17 protein-coding genes are annotated in these 16,747 nt (G+C 62.1%); 2 read left to right on the top strand and 15 right to left on the bottom strand.

The window, feature by feature from the left end:
• The first annotated feature begins 93 nt into the window (after window positions 1-93).
• Complete coding sequence (locus tag AC0L25_RS30730; RefSeq protein ID WP_473598907.1) at window positions 94-408, top strand: Dabb family protein; 315 nt, start codon at window positions 94-96, stop codon at window positions 406-408.
• A gap of 1 nt (window position 409) precedes the next feature.
• Here the strand turns inward: AC0L25_RS30730 and AC0L25_RS30725 are convergent, their stop codons facing one another.
• The 14 genes from AC0L25_RS30725 to AC0L25_RS30660 form a co-directional block, all read right to left on the bottom strand.
• A complete protein-coding gene (locus AC0L25_RS30725) occupies window positions 410-1,255 on the bottom strand; it encodes an EamA family transporter (protein ID WP_473598906.1) in 846 nt (281 codons plus the stop codon).
• Between the two features lie 7 nt (window positions 1,256-1,262).
• The gene (locus AC0L25_RS30720) at window positions 1,263-2,177 is read right to left on the bottom strand and encodes an endonuclease/exonuclease/phosphatase family protein (RefSeq protein ID WP_473598905.1); all 915 of its coding nucleotides are present in this window, start codon (window positions 2,175-2,177) and stop codon (window positions 1,263-1,265) included.
• Window positions 2,178-2,272: 95 nt separating this feature from the next.
• The gene (locus tag AC0L25_RS30715) at window positions 2,273-3,823 is read right to left on the bottom strand and encodes a cation:proton antiporter (RefSeq protein ID WP_473598904.1); all 1,551 of its coding nucleotides are present in this window, start codon (window positions 3,821-3,823) and stop codon (window positions 2,273-2,275) included.
• Window positions 3,824-3,997: 174 nt separating this feature from the next.
• A complete protein-coding gene (locus AC0L25_RS30710) occupies window positions 3,998-5,062 on the bottom strand; it encodes an ABC transporter ATP-binding protein (protein ID WP_473598903.1) in 1,065 nt (354 codons plus the stop codon).
• Between the two features lie 28 nt (window positions 5,063-5,090).
• A complete protein-coding gene (locus AC0L25_RS30705) occupies window positions 5,091-5,885 on the bottom strand; it encodes an ABC transporter permease (protein ID WP_473598908.1) in 795 nt (264 codons plus the stop codon).
• The gene (locus AC0L25_RS30700) at window positions 5,882-6,775 is read right to left on the bottom strand and encodes an ABC transporter permease (protein ID WP_473598902.1); all 894 of its coding nucleotides are present in this window, start codon (window positions 6,773-6,775) and stop codon (window positions 5,882-5,884) included. The genes AC0L25_RS30705 and AC0L25_RS30700 overlap by 4 nt, the downstream gene beginning before the upstream one ends.
• Before the next feature lie 72 nt (window positions 6,776-6,847).
• Window positions 6,848-7,954, bottom strand: a complete 1,107-nt coding sequence (locus tag AC0L25_RS30695) for an ABC transporter substrate-binding protein (protein ID WP_352955650.1) — start codon at window positions 7,952-7,954, stop codon at window positions 6,848-6,850.
• Between the two features lie 241 nt (window positions 7,955-8,195).
• On the bottom strand, window positions 8,196-9,368 hold the full coding sequence (locus AC0L25_RS30690) for an iron-containing alcohol dehydrogenase (protein WP_473598901.1): 1,173 nt from the start codon (window positions 9,366-9,368) through the stop codon (window positions 8,196-8,198).
• A 17-nt stretch (window positions 9,369-9,385) separates the two neighbouring features.
• Window positions 9,386-10,825, bottom strand: coding sequence for an aldehyde dehydrogenase family protein (locus tag AC0L25_RS30685; RefSeq protein WP_473598900.1), 1,440 nt, complete (start codon window positions 10,823-10,825; stop codon window positions 9,386-9,388).
• Window positions 10,803-11,219 carry a type II toxin-antitoxin system VapC family toxin gene (locus AC0L25_RS30680; RefSeq protein ID WP_473598899.1) on the bottom strand — a complete coding sequence of 139 codons (417 nt, stop codon included), beginning with the start codon at window positions 11,217-11,219 and terminating at the stop codon, window positions 10,803-10,805. The genes AC0L25_RS30685 and AC0L25_RS30680 overlap by 23 nt, the downstream gene beginning before the upstream one ends.
• Window positions 11,216-11,668 (bottom strand): DUF7662 domain-containing protein, encoded by a 453-nt coding sequence (locus tag AC0L25_RS30675; protein WP_473598898.1) that lies wholly within the window; start codon window positions 11,666-11,668, stop codon window positions 11,216-11,218. Before AC0L25_RS30675 ends, AC0L25_RS30680 begins: the two co-directional genes overlap by 4 nt.
• Before the next feature lie 60 nt (window positions 11,669-11,728).
• A complete protein-coding gene (locus AC0L25_RS30670; RefSeq protein ID WP_473598897.1) occupies window positions 11,729-13,099 on the bottom strand; it encodes a glutamine synthetase family protein in 1,371 nt (456 codons plus the stop codon).
• 93 nt (window positions 13,100-13,192) lie between these two features.
• The gene (locus tag AC0L25_RS30665; RefSeq protein ID WP_473598896.1) at window positions 13,193-14,707 is read right to left on the bottom strand and encodes an amino acid permease; all 1,515 of its coding nucleotides are present in this window, start codon (window positions 14,705-14,707) and stop codon (window positions 13,193-13,195) included.
• Window positions 14,708-14,728: 21 nt separating this feature from the next.
• Window positions 14,729-15,550, bottom strand: a complete 822-nt coding sequence (locus AC0L25_RS30660; protein ID WP_473598895.1) for an N-formylglutamate amidohydrolase — start codon at window positions 15,548-15,550, stop codon at window positions 14,729-14,731.
• Between the two features lie 133 nt (window positions 15,551-15,683).
• On the opposite strand from AC0L25_RS30660, the gene AC0L25_RS30655 reads away from it, so the two are divergent.
• The gene (locus AC0L25_RS30655) at window positions 15,684-16,511 is read left to right on the top strand and encodes a MurR/RpiR family transcriptional regulator (RefSeq protein WP_455840283.1); all 828 of its coding nucleotides are present in this window, start codon (window positions 15,684-15,686) and stop codon (window positions 16,509-16,511) included.
• A gap of 2 nt (window positions 16,512-16,513) precedes the next feature.
• On the opposite strand, the gene AC0L25_RS30650 is transcribed toward AC0L25_RS30655, so the two are convergent.
• A partial coding sequence (locus AC0L25_RS30650; RefSeq protein WP_473598894.1) for a hypothetical protein occupies window positions 16,514-16,747 on the bottom strand: 234 nt, incomplete at its 5' end.

The following is a 16,747-nucleotide window of genomic DNA, read 5'->3' as shown; positions in this document are numbered from 1 at the left end:
TGACCCCAGCACCGCTGTGCTCAGGTGCTCATGGCCGCCGGATACGCACGTCTGCGATCTTCACCGGATGCGTACCGGCATGAGATCCCAAGAATGATCAGGCACTGTGTTTTCGTTCGATTCCGCAATGACGTCACCGACGACGAGCGCGCGGCAATCCATGCCGATCTTGAGGCGCTGCGGCGGGTGATCGACGGTATGGGCAAGGTCGAATTCAGCGTCAACACCAGCCCAGAGCCGTTCGCGCGCGGCTTCACGCACGGCTTCACAATCGACTTCCGCGATGCCGCCGCACGCGACGCCTATCTGGTGCATGACGATCACAGTCGAGCCGGCGCCCGGCTGGTCGCGGCGCTTGAAGGCGGCACCGACGGGCTGATGGTGTTCGATCTGGATGTAAGCGCTTAGCTTACCCGAGCCTCAGCGCGACCACCCCGGCAACAATGCTGAGCACGGCGGCACCGCGCCATCCCGTCATCTTCTCGCCGAGCGCAAACACCGAGATCATCATGGCGAACAGGATCGAGGTTTCGCGCAGCGCCGCGACCGAGGCGATCGGCGCCTTGGTCATCGCCCACATCACGATCCAGTAGGCGGCGCCGCTGAGCACGCCGGTGTACACGCCCGCCTTCCAGTCGCGCGCCAGCACCGGCAGCGCCTTTGGTCCGCGAAAGATCAGGCACAGCACCAGCGCCCATGCCGCATCACAGACGAACAGCCATGCCGCATAGCTCGATGCAGTTGCGGCCAGCCGCGCGCCGCTGCCGTCGGAAAGCGTATAGCTGGCGATGAAGATCGATGTGCCCAGCGCAAAGCCGACCGCGCGCAGGTTCAGCCTTTCCAGATGCGCGCCGCCGCGAAACGACAGCACCAGCGTGCCGGCCGACAGCAGGACGATGCCGAGAATGGCGAGCGGCGCCGGCACCTCGGCGACGACCACGATGCCGCCAAGTGCAGCCAGCAGCGGCGCGGTGCCGCGCGCCAGCGGATAGGTTTGGGCGAAATCGCCGGCCTTGTAGGCGCCGATCAGGAACGTTCTATAACCCATGTGGAAGATCACCGAGGCGATGATATAGGGCCACACTTCCGCTTTCGGCACCTCGACGAAAGGCAGCGCCAGAAGCGCCACGGCGCCCATGCCAAGCGTCATCAGCGTGATCGACAGGAAGCGGTCAAGATGGACCTTGACCAGCGCGTTCCAGATCGCGTGCATGGCGGCGGCGGCAAGCACCGCGAAGAAGACGAACAAGCTCATCGGCGGCTCATCCGCCTCCGGCCCCCGTTGCGAATGGCGTTTCCAGGTCGATGTCGACCCGCAGCGGAGAATGGTCGGAGGCGATTTCGCCGATATCGGCGGTGACCGAGCGCACCCGGCCCGCCAACATCCCGCCGACGAAGCAATGGTCGAGCCGGCGCTTTGCCAGTCTGCCGTCGATGGTCTTCACATGGGTATGGAAATCCGCCGTCGGTTCGCTAGCGACAGCGGCGGCATCGACAAAACCGTCGAGATAGGCAGCACCGCGATGGTACGGTGTGCTGCCGACGATGCGCCGGCACTCGGCGCTGCCCGGCTCCATGTTGAAGTCGCCCATCCATATCGCCGCCAGCGGGTTTTCCGGCTCCGGCTCGCCATTGCTCCAGTTGCGCTCGGGTTCGTCATCGGCGCCGCTCCACGGGCCGCCGTCGGATGGCGCCCGGTGATGCTCGGCGAGCAGGTACTCGATCTGCTCCAGCCGCTCTTCGGCGGCGATATGCGCCAGATGCAGCGACAGCACCCGCACCGGACCGGCAGGGGTGTAAATCATGCATTCAAGCGCGGCGTTGCGGGTGTTGAGCGGGCGTACGGTGCGGCGCAGCGGCAGCGTGTGCAGGCGCGACCAGACGATCGGCAGCTTGGACAGGAGCATGGTGCCGAATTGCCGCCGCCGGTTGACGATGCGGCCGTCACGCCGCTCGCTGGCGTCCATGTCGAAGGCCGGGCCATAAACCCAATGGTATTCCGGCAGCAGCCGCGAAAGGATTTCCGGCTGGTCGTCTTCGTTGCTGCGCAGCCAGTGCCGTTCCACTTCCTGCAAGGCAATGATGTCGGCGCCAGCCACGACGCGTGCCGCGCGCGCGAGATCGTAGCGGCCGTCGCTGCCGAAGCCGTACTGGATGTTGTAGCTGACCAGCTTCATTGCTTAACCGGCTCAATTTTGTGATGGCAGTAGCGGTTTGGCGGATTGGTTGCAATGTGCAGCCGGATACAGAGAGCTTGGGCCAGATAGCGCAGCTAAGTCGTCAGCGGCTGGAATCGTCCCGGCGGAGAGGCGGCCAATTCCGACCAGTCGATTTCCTCCTCCAGGCGATGATAGGCTTCGTCGCCGATCGTCCCGTCGATACGCAGCTGTTCCAATGCGTCGCGCTGGCTCTTGATGGCACAGAGGCGCAACCTGTCGTACTCGGTTGCAGCCTGGCCATCGTCAGGATTTTCGGCGATCAGGCGCTGCGCGGCAAATTGCTCGCGGACCACAGCCGCGGCATTCGATGTCTTGCCGCTCAACACGTCCAGCGCTGCCTGCATGATGGCGACGCGCGCCTGCGCGACTTCGCGGTCGACAATTTCGTCCGGGTCGAGACGAAGCAGGCGCAGCAGCGGCTTCAGGCTGATGCCTTGCAACACCAGGGTGCCGAGGACGACCGAGAAAGCGGCGAGCACGATCGGGTCGCGGCCGGGAAAGTCGGCCGGCAAGGCAAACGCTGCCGCAAGGGTGACTAGGCCGCGCATGCCGCACCAGCCGATCAGCAGACCGCCGCGAAACGACGGGGCTTCGGCCTGACGGTCCGCGTCGCCGAAGCTGGCAAGCCACCTCATGATCGCGCCGCATCCCAGCACCCAGATGAGACGCGAGACGATGACGACAGCCAGAACAGTTGCGGCGAACACGAATGCCTCGGCCTGCCCCTGCTCGGCCAGCCGGCCGACGATCAATCGTGCCTGAAGTCCCATCAGGACGAAGGCCAGCACATTGAGCACGAACACCGCCGTCTCCCAGACCGAGTAGGAGCTGACGCGATTTCTAGCCGGCATGCGGCGCGGCGCGGTACGCGCGATGGTCATGGCATAGACTACGATCGTAATAATCGCGGAGAGCCCGATGCTGTCGGCCAGGATCCAGACGCCGAACGTTCCGGCAAATTGCACCACAGTGCCGCTCGCCGGGTCCTCGATCCGGCTGAGCGTGGCGAGAGACAATCGGCCGAGCACATAACCAGCGGCAAGGCTGCCGACCGTCGACAGCAGGATCATCGGAATCGCGCTGTTCAGCAGGATGGAGCCGGCAGCGGCCGAAACCGCCATGCGGTAGATCAGGAGTGCGGTGGCGTCGTTGAGCAGGCTTTCACCTTTCAGGATGGCGGTGATGCGGTGCGGCACCTTGAACTGTCCAAGCACGGCCGACGCCGCGACGGCATCGGGCGGCGCCACGATCGCGCCAAGGACAATAGCCGCAGCGATCGGGAGGCCTGCCATTGTCCAGCCGACGAGTGCCACGGCAGCAGTGGTGAAAACGACGGCGCCTAGCGCCAGCAGGACAAGCGGCAGCCTGTAGCGATTGAGATCGCGCAGCGACGTGTCGTAGGCCGCGTCAAGGAGCACCGGCGCGATGAACAAGGCGAGCGCCAGTTCGGGATCGATCTCGATTGTCGGCGCAAACGGCAGGAAGCCGATGCCCGCGCCGGCCAACGCCAGCAAGGAGGGATAAGGAATGTGGAGACGTCGCGACAACGCCGTCAGCGCGACGGCGATCAGCAGGAGAACAAGGGTCAGCTCGAAAAGCGCCATGCGTTATCGTAGCGGCGAAGCCGGGCGATTGGCACTGCAAAAAGCGGCGGCTTCGGGTGCTGGTGAATGGTGAATGGTGAATGGTGAATGGTGAATGGTCGCTTACACAGAAATTTCGGCGCGTAAAGTGACTTCTTGCTGTTCACTATTCACCATTCACCATTCACTCTTCCCCTAATGCAGCACCAACATGTCGCCCGACGAGAAGGAAATCTCTGCCTTTTCGCCGACGGCGGGCGGCGGGGAGGCCGGGCTGTTGAACGTGTCGAGCGATACCGTGCTGCCGCCGATGCCAACGCGAACCCGGATGACCGAGCCGAGAAAATGCACTTCAGTGATCTCGCCCGAAAGACTGGAGTCGCGGCCGGGATGGCGGCCGAGCGAAATCGCCTCGGGCCGCAGCGCCAGCGACAGCGTGTCGCCGGGCTTGGAGCCGTTTAGCTTTCCCTGCAGCGAGACCTCTTGCGAATTGACGCGCACCTTGCCTGACGCCGCGTCGGTGACGGTGCCTTCGAGCACGTTCAGCGTGCCGACGAAATTGGCGACGAATTTGGTCGCCGGCCGGTTATAGATCTCGAACGGCGTGCCGACCTGCTCGGCCTTGCCGCCATACATGACGGCGATGCGGTCGGAGATCGACAGCGCCTCTTCCTGGTCATGGGTGACGAAGACGGTGGTGATACCGAGCTTCTTCTGGATCGAGCGGATTTCCTCGCGCAGCGACACGCGCACCTTGGCATCGAGCGCCGACAGCGGCTCGTCGAGCAGCAGGAGCTTCGGCTTCGGCGCGATGGCCCGCGCCAGCGCGATACGCTGCTGCTGGCCACCGGAGAGTTGATAGGGATAGCGGTCGCCCATCTGCGGCAGCTTGATGAGGTCGAGCATCTCGGCAACGCGCCTGTCGGCGTCCGCCTTGGGCATGCCCGCGACCTTCAGTCCAAAGCCGATGTTCTGCGCGACGGTCAGGTTTGGAAACAGCGCATAGGCCTGGAACACCATGCCGACATTGCGCTGGTTGGGCTTGAGCCGGGTGATGTCCTTGCCGGCCACCACGATCTTGCCGGCACTCGGCTCCTCGAAGCCGGCGACCATGCGCAGCACCGTCGTCTTGCCGCAGCCCGATGGCCCGAGGAAGGAGACGAACTCGCCCGGCTCGACGTCGAGGTTGAAATCCTGGACGACGGTGGTGGGGCCGAAGGCTTTTCGCACCTGCTGGATTGAGAGGAATGGCTCGGCCATGGCTTTTCTTTCGGTCAGTAATCTTCGATCAGTTTGGCCGGTTCGCCGACCGCGGCGCAAAACGCGACAGGATCTGGATCAGCGACATGCAGCCCCAGGTGATGGCGAACGAGATGAGCGCCAGTGCCGATGGCTCATAGGCACTGTTGGCGCCGATGTTTTGCAGATAGGGGCCGAAAGCCGGGCGATTCAGCAGCGATGCCATGGTGAACTCGCCGATGACGATGGCAAAACTCAGGAACGCGCCGGACAAGACGGCGATCAGCACGTTCGGCAGGATGATGCGGGCGATGATGGTGGTCCAGCCGGCACCGAGGATTTGTGCGGCTTCGGTGAGCGTTCTGACGTCGATGGTCCTGAGACCAGTATCGACCGCCCGGTACATATATGGCAGCGCCAGCACTGCATAGCCGATGACCAGCAGGGCATCGGCGCCGCGCGCTGTCGCGAGAAAGGGCAGCGTTGAATTCGAACCGAACATTCTGATGTAGCCGAAAACGATGACGATGGCGGGAATAACCAGCGGCAGCAGGGTGATGAATTCTACGACTGGCCGCAGATGCGGTAGCCGCAGCCGTATCCAGTAGGCCGTCGGAACAACGAGGAGCACGCCCAAAAGGATGGTAAAGATTGCCACAACGACGGAGTAGGTAAATGTCGCCTGGAAATTCGGATCTCCGAAGACCGAGCGGTAGGCGTCAAAGGAGTATTCCCCTCGCCGCTTACGCAACGAGAATTCAAAGGTCGCCAAAAGCGGCAGGACAAAATAGGTGGTTCCCACGCCAAAAACGAGCCAGGCCCAAAAGCGGCTGCCTTGCTTCATTTCAGCCACCGTTCGGCTCGCCGTTGGAACAGGATATAGAAGAGATTGGCCAGGCCGGTGATGACGATCATGCCGAATGCAAGCGCATAACCTAGATTCGGATTGTAAAGCACGTCGCCGCGAATCTGCGCGAACAGCTGGATTGGCACGATGTTGAGTGACGGCCCCGTCAGTGCATAGGCCGTTGCGACCGCTCCGAACGCGTTGGCAAAAAGGAGGACCGTCGTACCGAGAAAACTCGGCCACAAGACGGGGATGACCACCATGCGCCAATATTGCCAATTGGTTGCGCCGAGCGTGGCGGCAGCTTCGCCCCATTCCTTCTTCAGCCCGTCGACCGCTGGCGTGATGATGACGATCATCAATGGAATTTGGAAATAGAGGTAGGTGAGGATCAGGCCCCAGAACGAAAAGATACTGAAGCCGAGCGAATAGATGTTAATGCCGAAAACGTCTCGCAACAGGATCGTGGCCACGCCGAGCCGGCCTAGCGTCGCGATGAACGAGAACGCCAGCGGCACGCCGGCGAAATTCGAGGCGACGCCCGAGAAGGTCAAGGTTGCCGAGCGTAACCACGGCGGCAAGCCGCCGCGAATCACCGCCACCGCCATGGCCAGGCCGATCAACGCGCCAAGGACCGCGGAGACAAAGCTGATCTGAATAGATACCCAATAGGCGGCCGCGAGCTTTGGTTGCGACAACGCTATGATGTTGTCGAGCGTATACTCGCCGGCTGCATTTTTGAACGCGCCCGCGATCAGCCCTACCGTGGGCAAGATCAGAAAGAGCAGTGCGAAAATGAAGAACGGAGTTACGCCTAACCAATGCAGTGGCAGCCGAAGGTGGCTGATCTCCGGCGCGCCAGGGCTGGCGCTGGCTGTCTGGGACATTGTGGAGTCTGCCATGGAATTCCCGAAGTTGGCATAGGGTGCCGGGCGGCGAACCGGCCGGCGCCCTATGAATTACTTCACGACGGCGCCAACGATGGCATCCCAGTTCGTGCTGATTTCCTTCTTGGCAGCGTTCTGTTCCTCCAAGGTTGGGAAGATCGCCTTTTCGTAGTTCTCGGCGGCCGGCAGCTTGTCCAGCATCTCCTTCGGGATCACGCCCTTCTTGGCGAGGTCATTGAAGCGGATCGGGTGGCAGTAGCCCTTCAGCCAGCCGAGCTGGCCTTCGTCTGAGTAGAGGTACTCCATCCACAGCTTGGCGGCGTTCGGATGCGGCGCATAGGCGCTGATCGCCTGTACGTAGACGCCTGCGACCACCGCGCTCTTTGGCACGACGATTTCGATTTCCGGATTGCCAGCCATCTTGTCGCGCATGGCGAGCAGGTTGTAGTCCCAGTTCATCACGATCGGAGTCGTGCCCTGGGCAACAGCTGCCGCTTCACCGTCGACCGGCACGAAGTTGCCGGCATCGTTGAGCTGCTTGAAGAACTGCAGACCCTTGGCGGCGGCGTCCTGGCCGCCGGTACCGCCAGCCGCAAGGCCCGAAGCGTAGACCGACATGACGGCGTTGTTCGAGGTGCGCGGGTCACCGGCGAGCGCCACCGAGTTGGCGTATTCCGGCTTCTGCAGGTCAGCCCAGTCCTGTGGTGCGTTCTGCACGACGGCCTTGTTCACGCCGAAGGCGAGCACGCCGTAGTAGTCGCCGTACCAGTAGCCATCGGCATCCTTGGCGCTGTCAGGGATCGTATCCCAGGTCGACACCTTGTAGGGCTGGATCAGGCCGTCTGCCTTGGCGGACGGACCAAAAGACAGGCCGACGTCGATGACATCAGGCGCCTGCGGGCCCTTATTGTCCTTGTTGGCCTTGATCGCCTCAATCTCGTCGCCGGAGCCGGCATCGGGGTTGAGCTCGTTGACGGTGATTTCCGGATACTTCGCCTTGAAGCCGGCGATGACGTCCCCATAGCCGCACCAGCTGTGCGGCAGCGCGATGGTGGTGAGCTGGCCTTCCGCCTTGGCGGCGGCGACCAGTTCATCCATGGACTGCGCCGACGAGATGGCAGAGGTCGCCATCAGGGCGACGGCCGTAAGGGAAAGCACTTTTCCCGTGAATTTGAACATGTGTTCTCTCCGTTGAACTGACGCCGTTGGACGCCTGCGATGCGGTATCGTTTTCGTGTGACAGCCCGATGAAAGCTTTGTGAAAGCGATGCCCTGCAGTGCGAAAAAGTAAACTCTTTTTAACCGGCTGTAGCAATCGTTCCGCGATTATTTTTCCGGCTAACGAATTTCTGTCTTACTTTTCATCTTTCCCCTTTCTTTGCCTCAATTTCCCAGATCAATTTTCGGCGCGAAAACCGTCTCAGACGGTGCCGGCAATGGCATTGTCGAGCAGCGTCAGCGCCGCCTTCCTGGTCAGCTTGACCGGGTTGCCGCCGGCCGTCGGATCGACCACCGCCATGTTGGCGATCAGGCCCTTGCGCTTCTTGTCCATGTCGAGCCCGTTGATCAGGCCCGGCAGCGCGTGCGGCACCTTCAATTCCTTGCGCAGCTTGATGACGGCCTTGGCGAAACCGTCGAAGCCGCCCTTGATGCCGCAATAAGCCGCAAGCCGGGCGATGCGCGCCTCGATGGCGTCGCGGTTGAAGGTCAGCACATAGGGCATGAACACGGCGTTGGTCATGCCGTGATGGGTATCGTAGAGCGCGCCGATCGGATGCGACAGCGAGTGGATCGCGCCCAGCCCTTTCTGGAAGGCGGCGGCGCCCATGGCGGCCGTACTCATCATGTGGGCGCGGGCGACGAGATCCTTGCCGTTGGCAAAGGCCTTCGGCAGGTTCTCGAAGACAAGCCGCACGCCTTCGACCGCGATGCCGTCGGCCATCGGATGATAGCCCGGCGCGCAATAGGCCTCCAGGCAGTGAGCAAGCGCGTCCATGCCGGTGCCGGCGGTGATGAAGCCCGGCATGCCGACCGACAGTTCAGGATCGGCGATGACGATGGCCGGCAAAAGTTTCGGATGGAAGATGACCTTCTTGGTGTGGGTCGCTTCATTGGTGATGACGCCGGCGCGGCCGACTTCCGAGCCGGTACCGGCGGTGGTCGGCACGGCGATGATCGGCGCGATCGCATCGGAGTTGGCGCGCGTCCACCAGTCACCGATATCTTCGAAATCCCAGACCGGCCGCGTCTGGCCGGCCTGGAAGGCGATCAGCTTGCCGAGGTCGAGCGCCGAGCCGCCGCCGAAGGCGATGACGCCGTCATGCTTGCCCTTCTTGAACACGGCAATGCCGGAGGTCAGGTTGGAGTCCACCGGGTTCGGCTTGACCTCGGAAAACACGCCATAGGGCACCTTGGCGTCGTCGAGGATCTTCAACGTAGAAGCGACCACCGGAAGTTTGGCCAGCCCTGGATCGGTAACGAACAGCGGCCGCTTGATGCCGGTGGCATCAAGCACATCAGGCAATTCCTTGATGCGCCCAGCGCCGAAGCGCACGGTTGTCGGATAGTTCCATTTGGAAATCAATTTTGTCATTTTTGTCTTTCGAAAAATCAGATGGCTTCACGCAGATGGTATGATTTCGGCCTCGTCAGATTGTCGTAGCCGATGGCCGACAGCGCAGCGCCCTTGCCGGTGTCCTTGACGCCGGTCCAGACCAGCGCCGGATCGAGATAGTCGCAGCGGTTCATGAACACGGTGCCGGTCTCGACGCGATCACCAATCGCCGCCGCATGCTCGGTGTCGCCCGTCCAGATCGAGGCCGTCAGCCCATAGGGGCTGTCGTTCATCAGCGCGATCGCCTCTTCGTCATTGCGCACCTTCATGATGCCGACGATCGGCCCGAAACTTTCCTCGCGCATGACGCTCATCTGATGATCGACCCCGGTCAGCACTTCCGGCGCCAGATAGGGCGAGCCTTGCTCGTCATTGGCAACCTTCATGTTGATGTGGGTCTTGGCGCCCTTGCGTAGCGCCTCGGCCTTCTGCTCGCGGATCAGGTCGGCGAAGCGCGCCTGTGCCATCGGCCCCATCGTCGTCGCCTGGTCGAGCGGGTTGCCGACGACGTAGTTCTTGGTTTCGGCGATGAAGCCTTCGACGAACTCGTCATAGACCTTCTCGTGGACATAGACGCGCTCGATGCCGCAGCAGCACTGGCCGGAATTGTAGAAGGCGCCGTCGACCAAATTGGCGACGGCATGATCCATCTTGGCGTCGGCCAGGACATAGGCCGGGTCCTTGCCGCCGAGCTCGAGGCCGAGCGTCATGAAGGTGCCTGCCGCGGCTTTTTCGATAGCACGGCCACCGGCAACCGAGCCGGTGAAATTGACATGGTCGATCTTGCCCGAGCCGAGCAGTTTTTCCGCCTGCACATGGTTCATGACGAGGTTCTGGAACAGACCTTTGGGCAGCCCTGCTTTGTCGAACGCCTGTTGAAAACGTTCGCCGACCAGCAGCGTCTGCGCCGCATGCTTGAGAATGACGGCACTGCCGGCCATCAGCGCCGGCACGATGGTGTTGACGGCGGTGAGATAGGGATAGTTCCACGGCGCGATCACCATGACCACGCCGAGCGGCACCTTCTTCACATAGCGGCGAAACCCGTCCTTCGGATTGGAGGCCATCACCGGCTTGAGTGCCGCTTCGGCGATCTCGACCATGTAGCTGGTGCGTTCCCTGACGCCGCCGAACTCGCCGCCATAACGCACCGGGCGGCCCATCTGCCAGGCGATCTCCGGCACGATCTCGTCGGTCATGGCGACCAGCGCTTCCAGCATGGCGAGCATGTATTTGCCGCGCTCGACGATCGGCGTCTCAGCCCATTTCTCCTGCGCCGCCTTGGCACGCTCGACCGCCGCATTGATCGCCTGGTCCGTCGCGATTGGCCGTTCGGCATAGATCGAACCATCGACGGGAGATTTTATTTTTACGGTTTCCAAGTGGGCGTCTCCATTTATCGAAGGCAAAGCGTCAGCAGGCAAGGGCGCGAACATGCCCGGCTCTTGCATAATCCAGTATTGACTGATCGCGCGTCACGAGCGTCAAATCGAACGCCCGCGCTGTCGCGATCAATATCCTATCCGCCGGATCGCCGTGGAGCGATCCAGGCAAGAAAGACGATTGAATCAACAATTCCGGCGAAAGAGCCTCGAGCTTGATGCCTGGCGTGGCGATCACTTCCCCAAAAATGCTTGCTGGCGACTTTGCTGCCGCCAACCGGCCCTTGGCGCTCAGCAGGCCCAACTCCCAGGCCGAAATGGGGGAAACCCGGACCTTCTCGTCAACAGCCCCGGCGCTGTTGATGGCAATCTTGGCTTCCGGCGTGATTGGCTCGTTCAGCGCTATCCATATGATCGCGCAAGTGTCGAGCAGCAGCCTGTACGTCACGGCAGCACGTCAGGCTCAAAGGCCGGCCTCGTGTAATCATGTCCTTGGAGAAGCGTGACCTTGCCTGTCCATATGCCGAAAAGAGGATGGTCGGTATTTCCCTGCGGAAGTTCGTAGCTGGCCTGCGCTGGTTCCGCCATTCCCGAACGAGTCTTGTCTGTGGCAGCCAGATTCGGCTTTCGATAACCTTCGGGCCATCCCTCCAGTTTGAAATCCACCCGCTCGTTCGCAAGATCGACACGAGACGCCCGGTAGTTTGCGCGCAACCAGGCGCGCGCCTGGCTGTGTCCGCTCGGGCTGTTCGCCCACCATTCCTCCCGCTGTCGTGCCGACGGCGGCAAGCGGCCACCGATAACTTGCTCGATCTCTGCGAAGCTCATCGACATCTGGCCCTGGCCCGAGAACAGGAGATGCTCGAAAAGCGGATGGTATTTGGTTCCTTCGGTCATCGTACAACCTAGCTCAAGCCGCATTTTCGGTCAAGGTATAGATAGTATCTTACTATCTTTCTAATACCGCTCGAATCCTCTATGCAGTTCCCAATCGGTAATGCGGCGGTCGTATTCGAACTGCTCCCAGCGCGCCGTATGGACGTAATGCTCGAGCACGCCGTCGCCGAACGCCTGCTTCAGCATCTCCGATGTCGCCAGCGTTTCTGTCGCATCGCGCAGGGTCTTCGGAATTTCCGGCAGCTGCGAGGCTTGATAGGCGTCGCCGACGAAGGGCTTCTGCAGTTCAAGCTTTTCGTCGATGCCGGCAAGGCCCGCCGCGATCAGCGCAGCGAAGGCGAGATAGGGGTTCAGATCGGCGCCGCCGATGCGGCATTCCATGCGGATGCCCTTGGTTCCCTCGCCGCACAGGCGGAAACCGGCGGTGCGGTTGTCCTCGCTCCACATGATCTTGGTCGGCGCGAAGGTGCCGGCCTGGAAGCGCTTGTAGGAGTTGATGTAGGGCGCCAGGAACCAGGTGAACTCCCTGGCATATTTGAGCTGGCCCGCCGCCCATTGCTGGCCGAGCGTCGACAGCGTCCATTCGGCTTGTCTGTCATAGAAAAGCGGCGTCTTGCCGTCGGCGCTCCACAGCGAATTGTGGATGTGGCTGGAATTGCCGGCCAGCCCGTAATTGTACTTGGCCATGAACGAAATCGCCTTGCCTTCGGACTCGGCGATTTCCTTGGCGCCGTTCTTCAGGATGACGTGGCGGTCGGCCATGTCGAGCGCCTCGGCATAGCGGACATTGATCTCTTCCTGGCCCGGACCCCACTCGCCCTTGGAGTTCTCGATCGGAATGCCGGCCGCTTCCATCTCGTTGCGGAGCCGGCGCATGACGCCTTCTTCCTTGGTGGTGATGCCGATCTGGTAGTCGCCGAGATAGGGCGAGGCGGTGTCGAGGCCTTGCCAGTGCTTCTTGCGAGCGGAATCGTAGGTTTCGCTGAACAGATAGAATTCGAGTTCGGAGGCGAAATAGCCGATATAGCCGCGCTCGCTCAGCCGTTTGACCTGCTTTTTCAGGATGGCGCGCGGCGAATGCGGCAGGTCGTCATGGGTGTGATGGTCGAGCACGTCGCAGATCACCAGCGCCGTCTTTTCCAGCCATGGAATGCGCCGCAGCGTCGACAGATCGGGCTTCATGACGAAGTCGCCGTAACCCTTCGACCAGCTCGCCGCCTTGTAGCCGGGCACCGGCTCCATATCGATGTCGGCGGCCAGCAGATAGTTGCAGCCATGCGTCTCGTCATGGGCGGAATAGACGAAATACTGGGCCAGGAACCGCTTTCCCGCCAGCCGGCCCTGCATGTCGACGATGCAGGCCAGCACCGTGTCGACCTCCCCGCTGGAGACCGCCTTCTTCAACTGATCGAACGAGAAATTTCCGGCCATTCTTGCAAGCTCCGCCGCCTTTGTGGCGCTTCGAGAGTTCAAATCTGGACCCGGCCGCGAGAAGCGGCCAGGTGTTTTTGGGTTCGAGACAGGTCAGGCTTTCTGCGCGTGCTCCAGCGCGAACTCTTCTTCCGGCGACAGGATCAGCTTGTGACGGCCGACCAGCCCGAAATAGACGATCGCGATGGCGAACCACAGCGCCACCCACACCACGCCCTTGGTGAAGTTCGCGTCCTGAATCTGGTAGAGCAGGGTGACCACGCCGATGCCGATCGTCAGCACGGCGCCCGGGACGCCGAGCGGGCTGCGATAAGGACGCTCCATGTTCGGCTGGTTCTGACGCAGCAAGATGAAGGACACCGCCTGCAGGATGTAAGAGAACATGGCGCCGAACACCGCCATGTTCAGCAACACCGAGCCGATGAGCGAACCGGCAGTATCGCCGCCAAGCGCGAACCACATGATCAGCATGATGCCAAAGCCGACGATGGCGCCCGCAAACATCGCCACATAGGGAGTCTTGTAGGATTTGTGGGTCACGGACAGCGCCGACGGGAAATAGCCTGCGCGGCTCAGCGAATAGACCTGGCGGCCCATGGCGAAGATGATGGTGTGGAAGCTTGCGATCAATCCAATCAGCGCGATGAGGCCAAGCAGCACTGCGCCCGAGTCGCCATAAATCGCCCGGAACCCGTCAAGCAAAGGCTCGCCGGAAGTGGCGAGCTTGAAGGAACCGACTCCGACGACCGACGGGTTGAGCAACACGATCATGAAGGCCGAGACGATCAGCGTCAGCATGCCGGCGATAATGCCGCGCGGCATATCGCGCTTGGGGTCGACCGATTCTTCCGCCGCCAGCGGAAGCTGCTCGATCGCCAGGAACAACCACACCGCGAAGGGCAGCGTCGCCAGCACGCCCGAGAAGCCGAACGGGAACATCGAGCCATTGCCTTCGGGAAGCTCCATCGCCGCTCCGTCCGGGCCGACGCCGATGTTCAGCGCCCATCGCGAAAAGTCCATGTTCGGGATGGCGCTGATCCAGAATACGATCAGCACGGCGAGCGACAGCAACGTCACGACCAGGGTGACGCGGAAGGACAGCGCGACGCCGAAAATGTTCAGCGCCAGAAACACGGCATAGGTCACCAGCCACCAAAGTGGTGGCCAGACGCTGGAGTCGGGAAAGGCGACCGACCAGATGCCTCCCATATAGGAGCCAATGAAGAAGGCGATGACGGCGGGCGTCACAACATACTCGACGTTTTCGCAAAGTCCGGTGATGAAGCCGCCCCATGGTCCCATCGCCGTCCGGGCGAAGGAGTAGGCAGCGCCGGTGTGCGGCAAAGCCGGGCTCATCTCGGCGATCGAGAAGACGAGGCCGATATACATGATGGCGATGATGATGCCGGCCACCAGCATGCCGCCCCAGCCGCCCGTCCCGAATCCGAAATTCCAGCCCGAAAAATGTCCGGATATGACGGCACCGACGCCGAGCGCCCACAGATGCCAGACATTGGCGTGACGCACCAGTTGCCGGTCCTCGAAATAAGATTTGTCGCGCTTCGCGTATGCGACGCTGCCGACTTGCTTCGTATTACCGCCTGCCATTTGAAAGTCCCCTTCTTCTTGTCAGTTGACCGGTTCCACCGGATGGCCGAGCTCGCGCCGGCCGGATCCCTGAGATCCGGACAACGGCTCGAGATCGGAAAAAATCCCCGTGAGCAGATCCGCCCATTTTCGCTGCCCGGCTTCGTCGGATACTTCGTCGTTGCGGATTTCGATCATCGCGCAGGGCAGCTCCCGCGGGCGCGCGTGCCGTTCCAGGGTGAAATAGACGCGGTCGGCCGGCGAATAGGGTTGGTTGACGCCGACCGTGACGCCGGCGAGTCGCTGCAGCGCGGCGACAAGCGGCGCTGCCAGCCGGCGATCCTCGTCATGGATGATGCCGATGTGCCAGGGCCGGCTCATACCCTTGTAGACCGGGTTGAAGGAATGGATTGAAACCAGCCGCGTCTCACGCCCGCGCGCCAGCCTTTCGTCGATAATGCTCGCGACCGCGTCATGGAAGGGTTGCCAGGACAGAGCGACGCGCGCGGCGCGCTGCTTTTCCGACAGGCCGGCATTGCCCGGAATGGCCGTGGTCTCGCTGACCGGCGGCACAAGGTCCGGCGCGTCGAGCGGGCGGTTGCAGTCGATGACAAGGCGCGAAATGCGGGTCTCGACCAGCGTCGCGTCGAGCGCGTCGGCCATGCGGCGGGCGACCGGCAGCGCGCCGGGGTCCCAGGCGATGTGGCGGGAAAGCTCTTCGGCAGCAAGGCCGAGCGTTCCGAATTCCGGCGGCAGGAAGTTGGAGGCATGGTCGCAGGTCAGCACGAATGGGCTCGATCCGCCAGGGTTGGTCACCCTCACGGTTTCAGGCGATGCAAGGCTGGCGGGCCGTGCTGTCTCCATTGTTTTCAGTCCCCGGGGAGCGCTGTACCGAATATTACGTATTTTGTCTCATTGCGTCCCTATGGATGATTTCATACAGTTTATCCGGCTTTGTCAAATGCGATTTCGGCAAAGCAGCCAAGGGTGGGGAAAGATGATTTCGAGCATTGCCGAACTGATCTCCGATCGCATCGGCACGATGCCGGCGGGCGAACGCCGCGCAGCGCAAGCGCTGATCGCCAACTATCCGCTGATCGGCCTGAAGACGGTCGCCGAGTTCTCAGCTGCCGCCGGCGTCTCCTCGCCGACCATCCTGCGTTTCGTCGCCCGGCTCGGCTTCCAGAACTACCCGGAATTCCAGTCGGCGCTACAGGACGAGTTGGCGGCACAACTGCAGTCGCCAGCGTCACGGACGCTCAACCCGCCATCGCCGAACGGCGGCGCGGTGTCGCCGATGCTGGAGGCGACGCTTGACAACCTGCGCGAGACGTTCAGGCACCTGTCCGACAAGCAGCTTGCCGACATCGTCGCAAAGCTTGCCGACCGGCGCGGTAAGACCTTCCTGATCGGTGGCCGCTTCACCGATCCGCTGGCGCGCTATATGGCCGCTCACCTTGCTATCATCCAGCCCAATGTCTTTCACCTCGCCGGACAGGAAAGCGTCTGGCGCGACCGGCTGATCGACATGGGCAAACGTGACGTGCTGGTGATCTTCGACATCAGGCGCTACCAGGACAGCCTGGTCCGCTTTGCCGAGACGGCGCATCAGCGCGGCGTGCAGATCGTGCTGTTCACCGACCAGTGGCTGTCGCCGATCGCCCGCTTCGCCCGCCATGTCATCGCCGGGCGCACCGCCGTGCCCTCGGCCTGGGATTCCTCGGCTGCCCTTTTTGTCGTTGCCGAAACGCTGATCGGCGCCGTCACCCGGCAGCTCGAGGCCGACGGCGCCAAACGCATCCGCGAGCTGGAAAGCCTGCGATAGGGTCAACACGGCCTGAACTCAACCGCATGATCGCTTCGGTGCCGGAGAAGCGGCCAGCGCGGTTCAAACGCAAAACGGCCCGCACTGAGGCGGGCCGTTTTGTGTATTTGGTTGCGGGGACAAGCTTCGACCTTTGTCCTAACGTCTCCGGTCTGATGATTTTGCCGAGGATTGGCAAAGTCAAGGATGCCGATCAGTTCGCCGCGTAGCTCGGCGATGACCTCGCCTCGCTTGCT

The sequence above is a fragment of the Mesorhizobium sp. WSM4813 genome (genome assembly GCF_055811555.1).
This window is presented reverse-complemented; position numbering and strand designations above follow the sequence as displayed.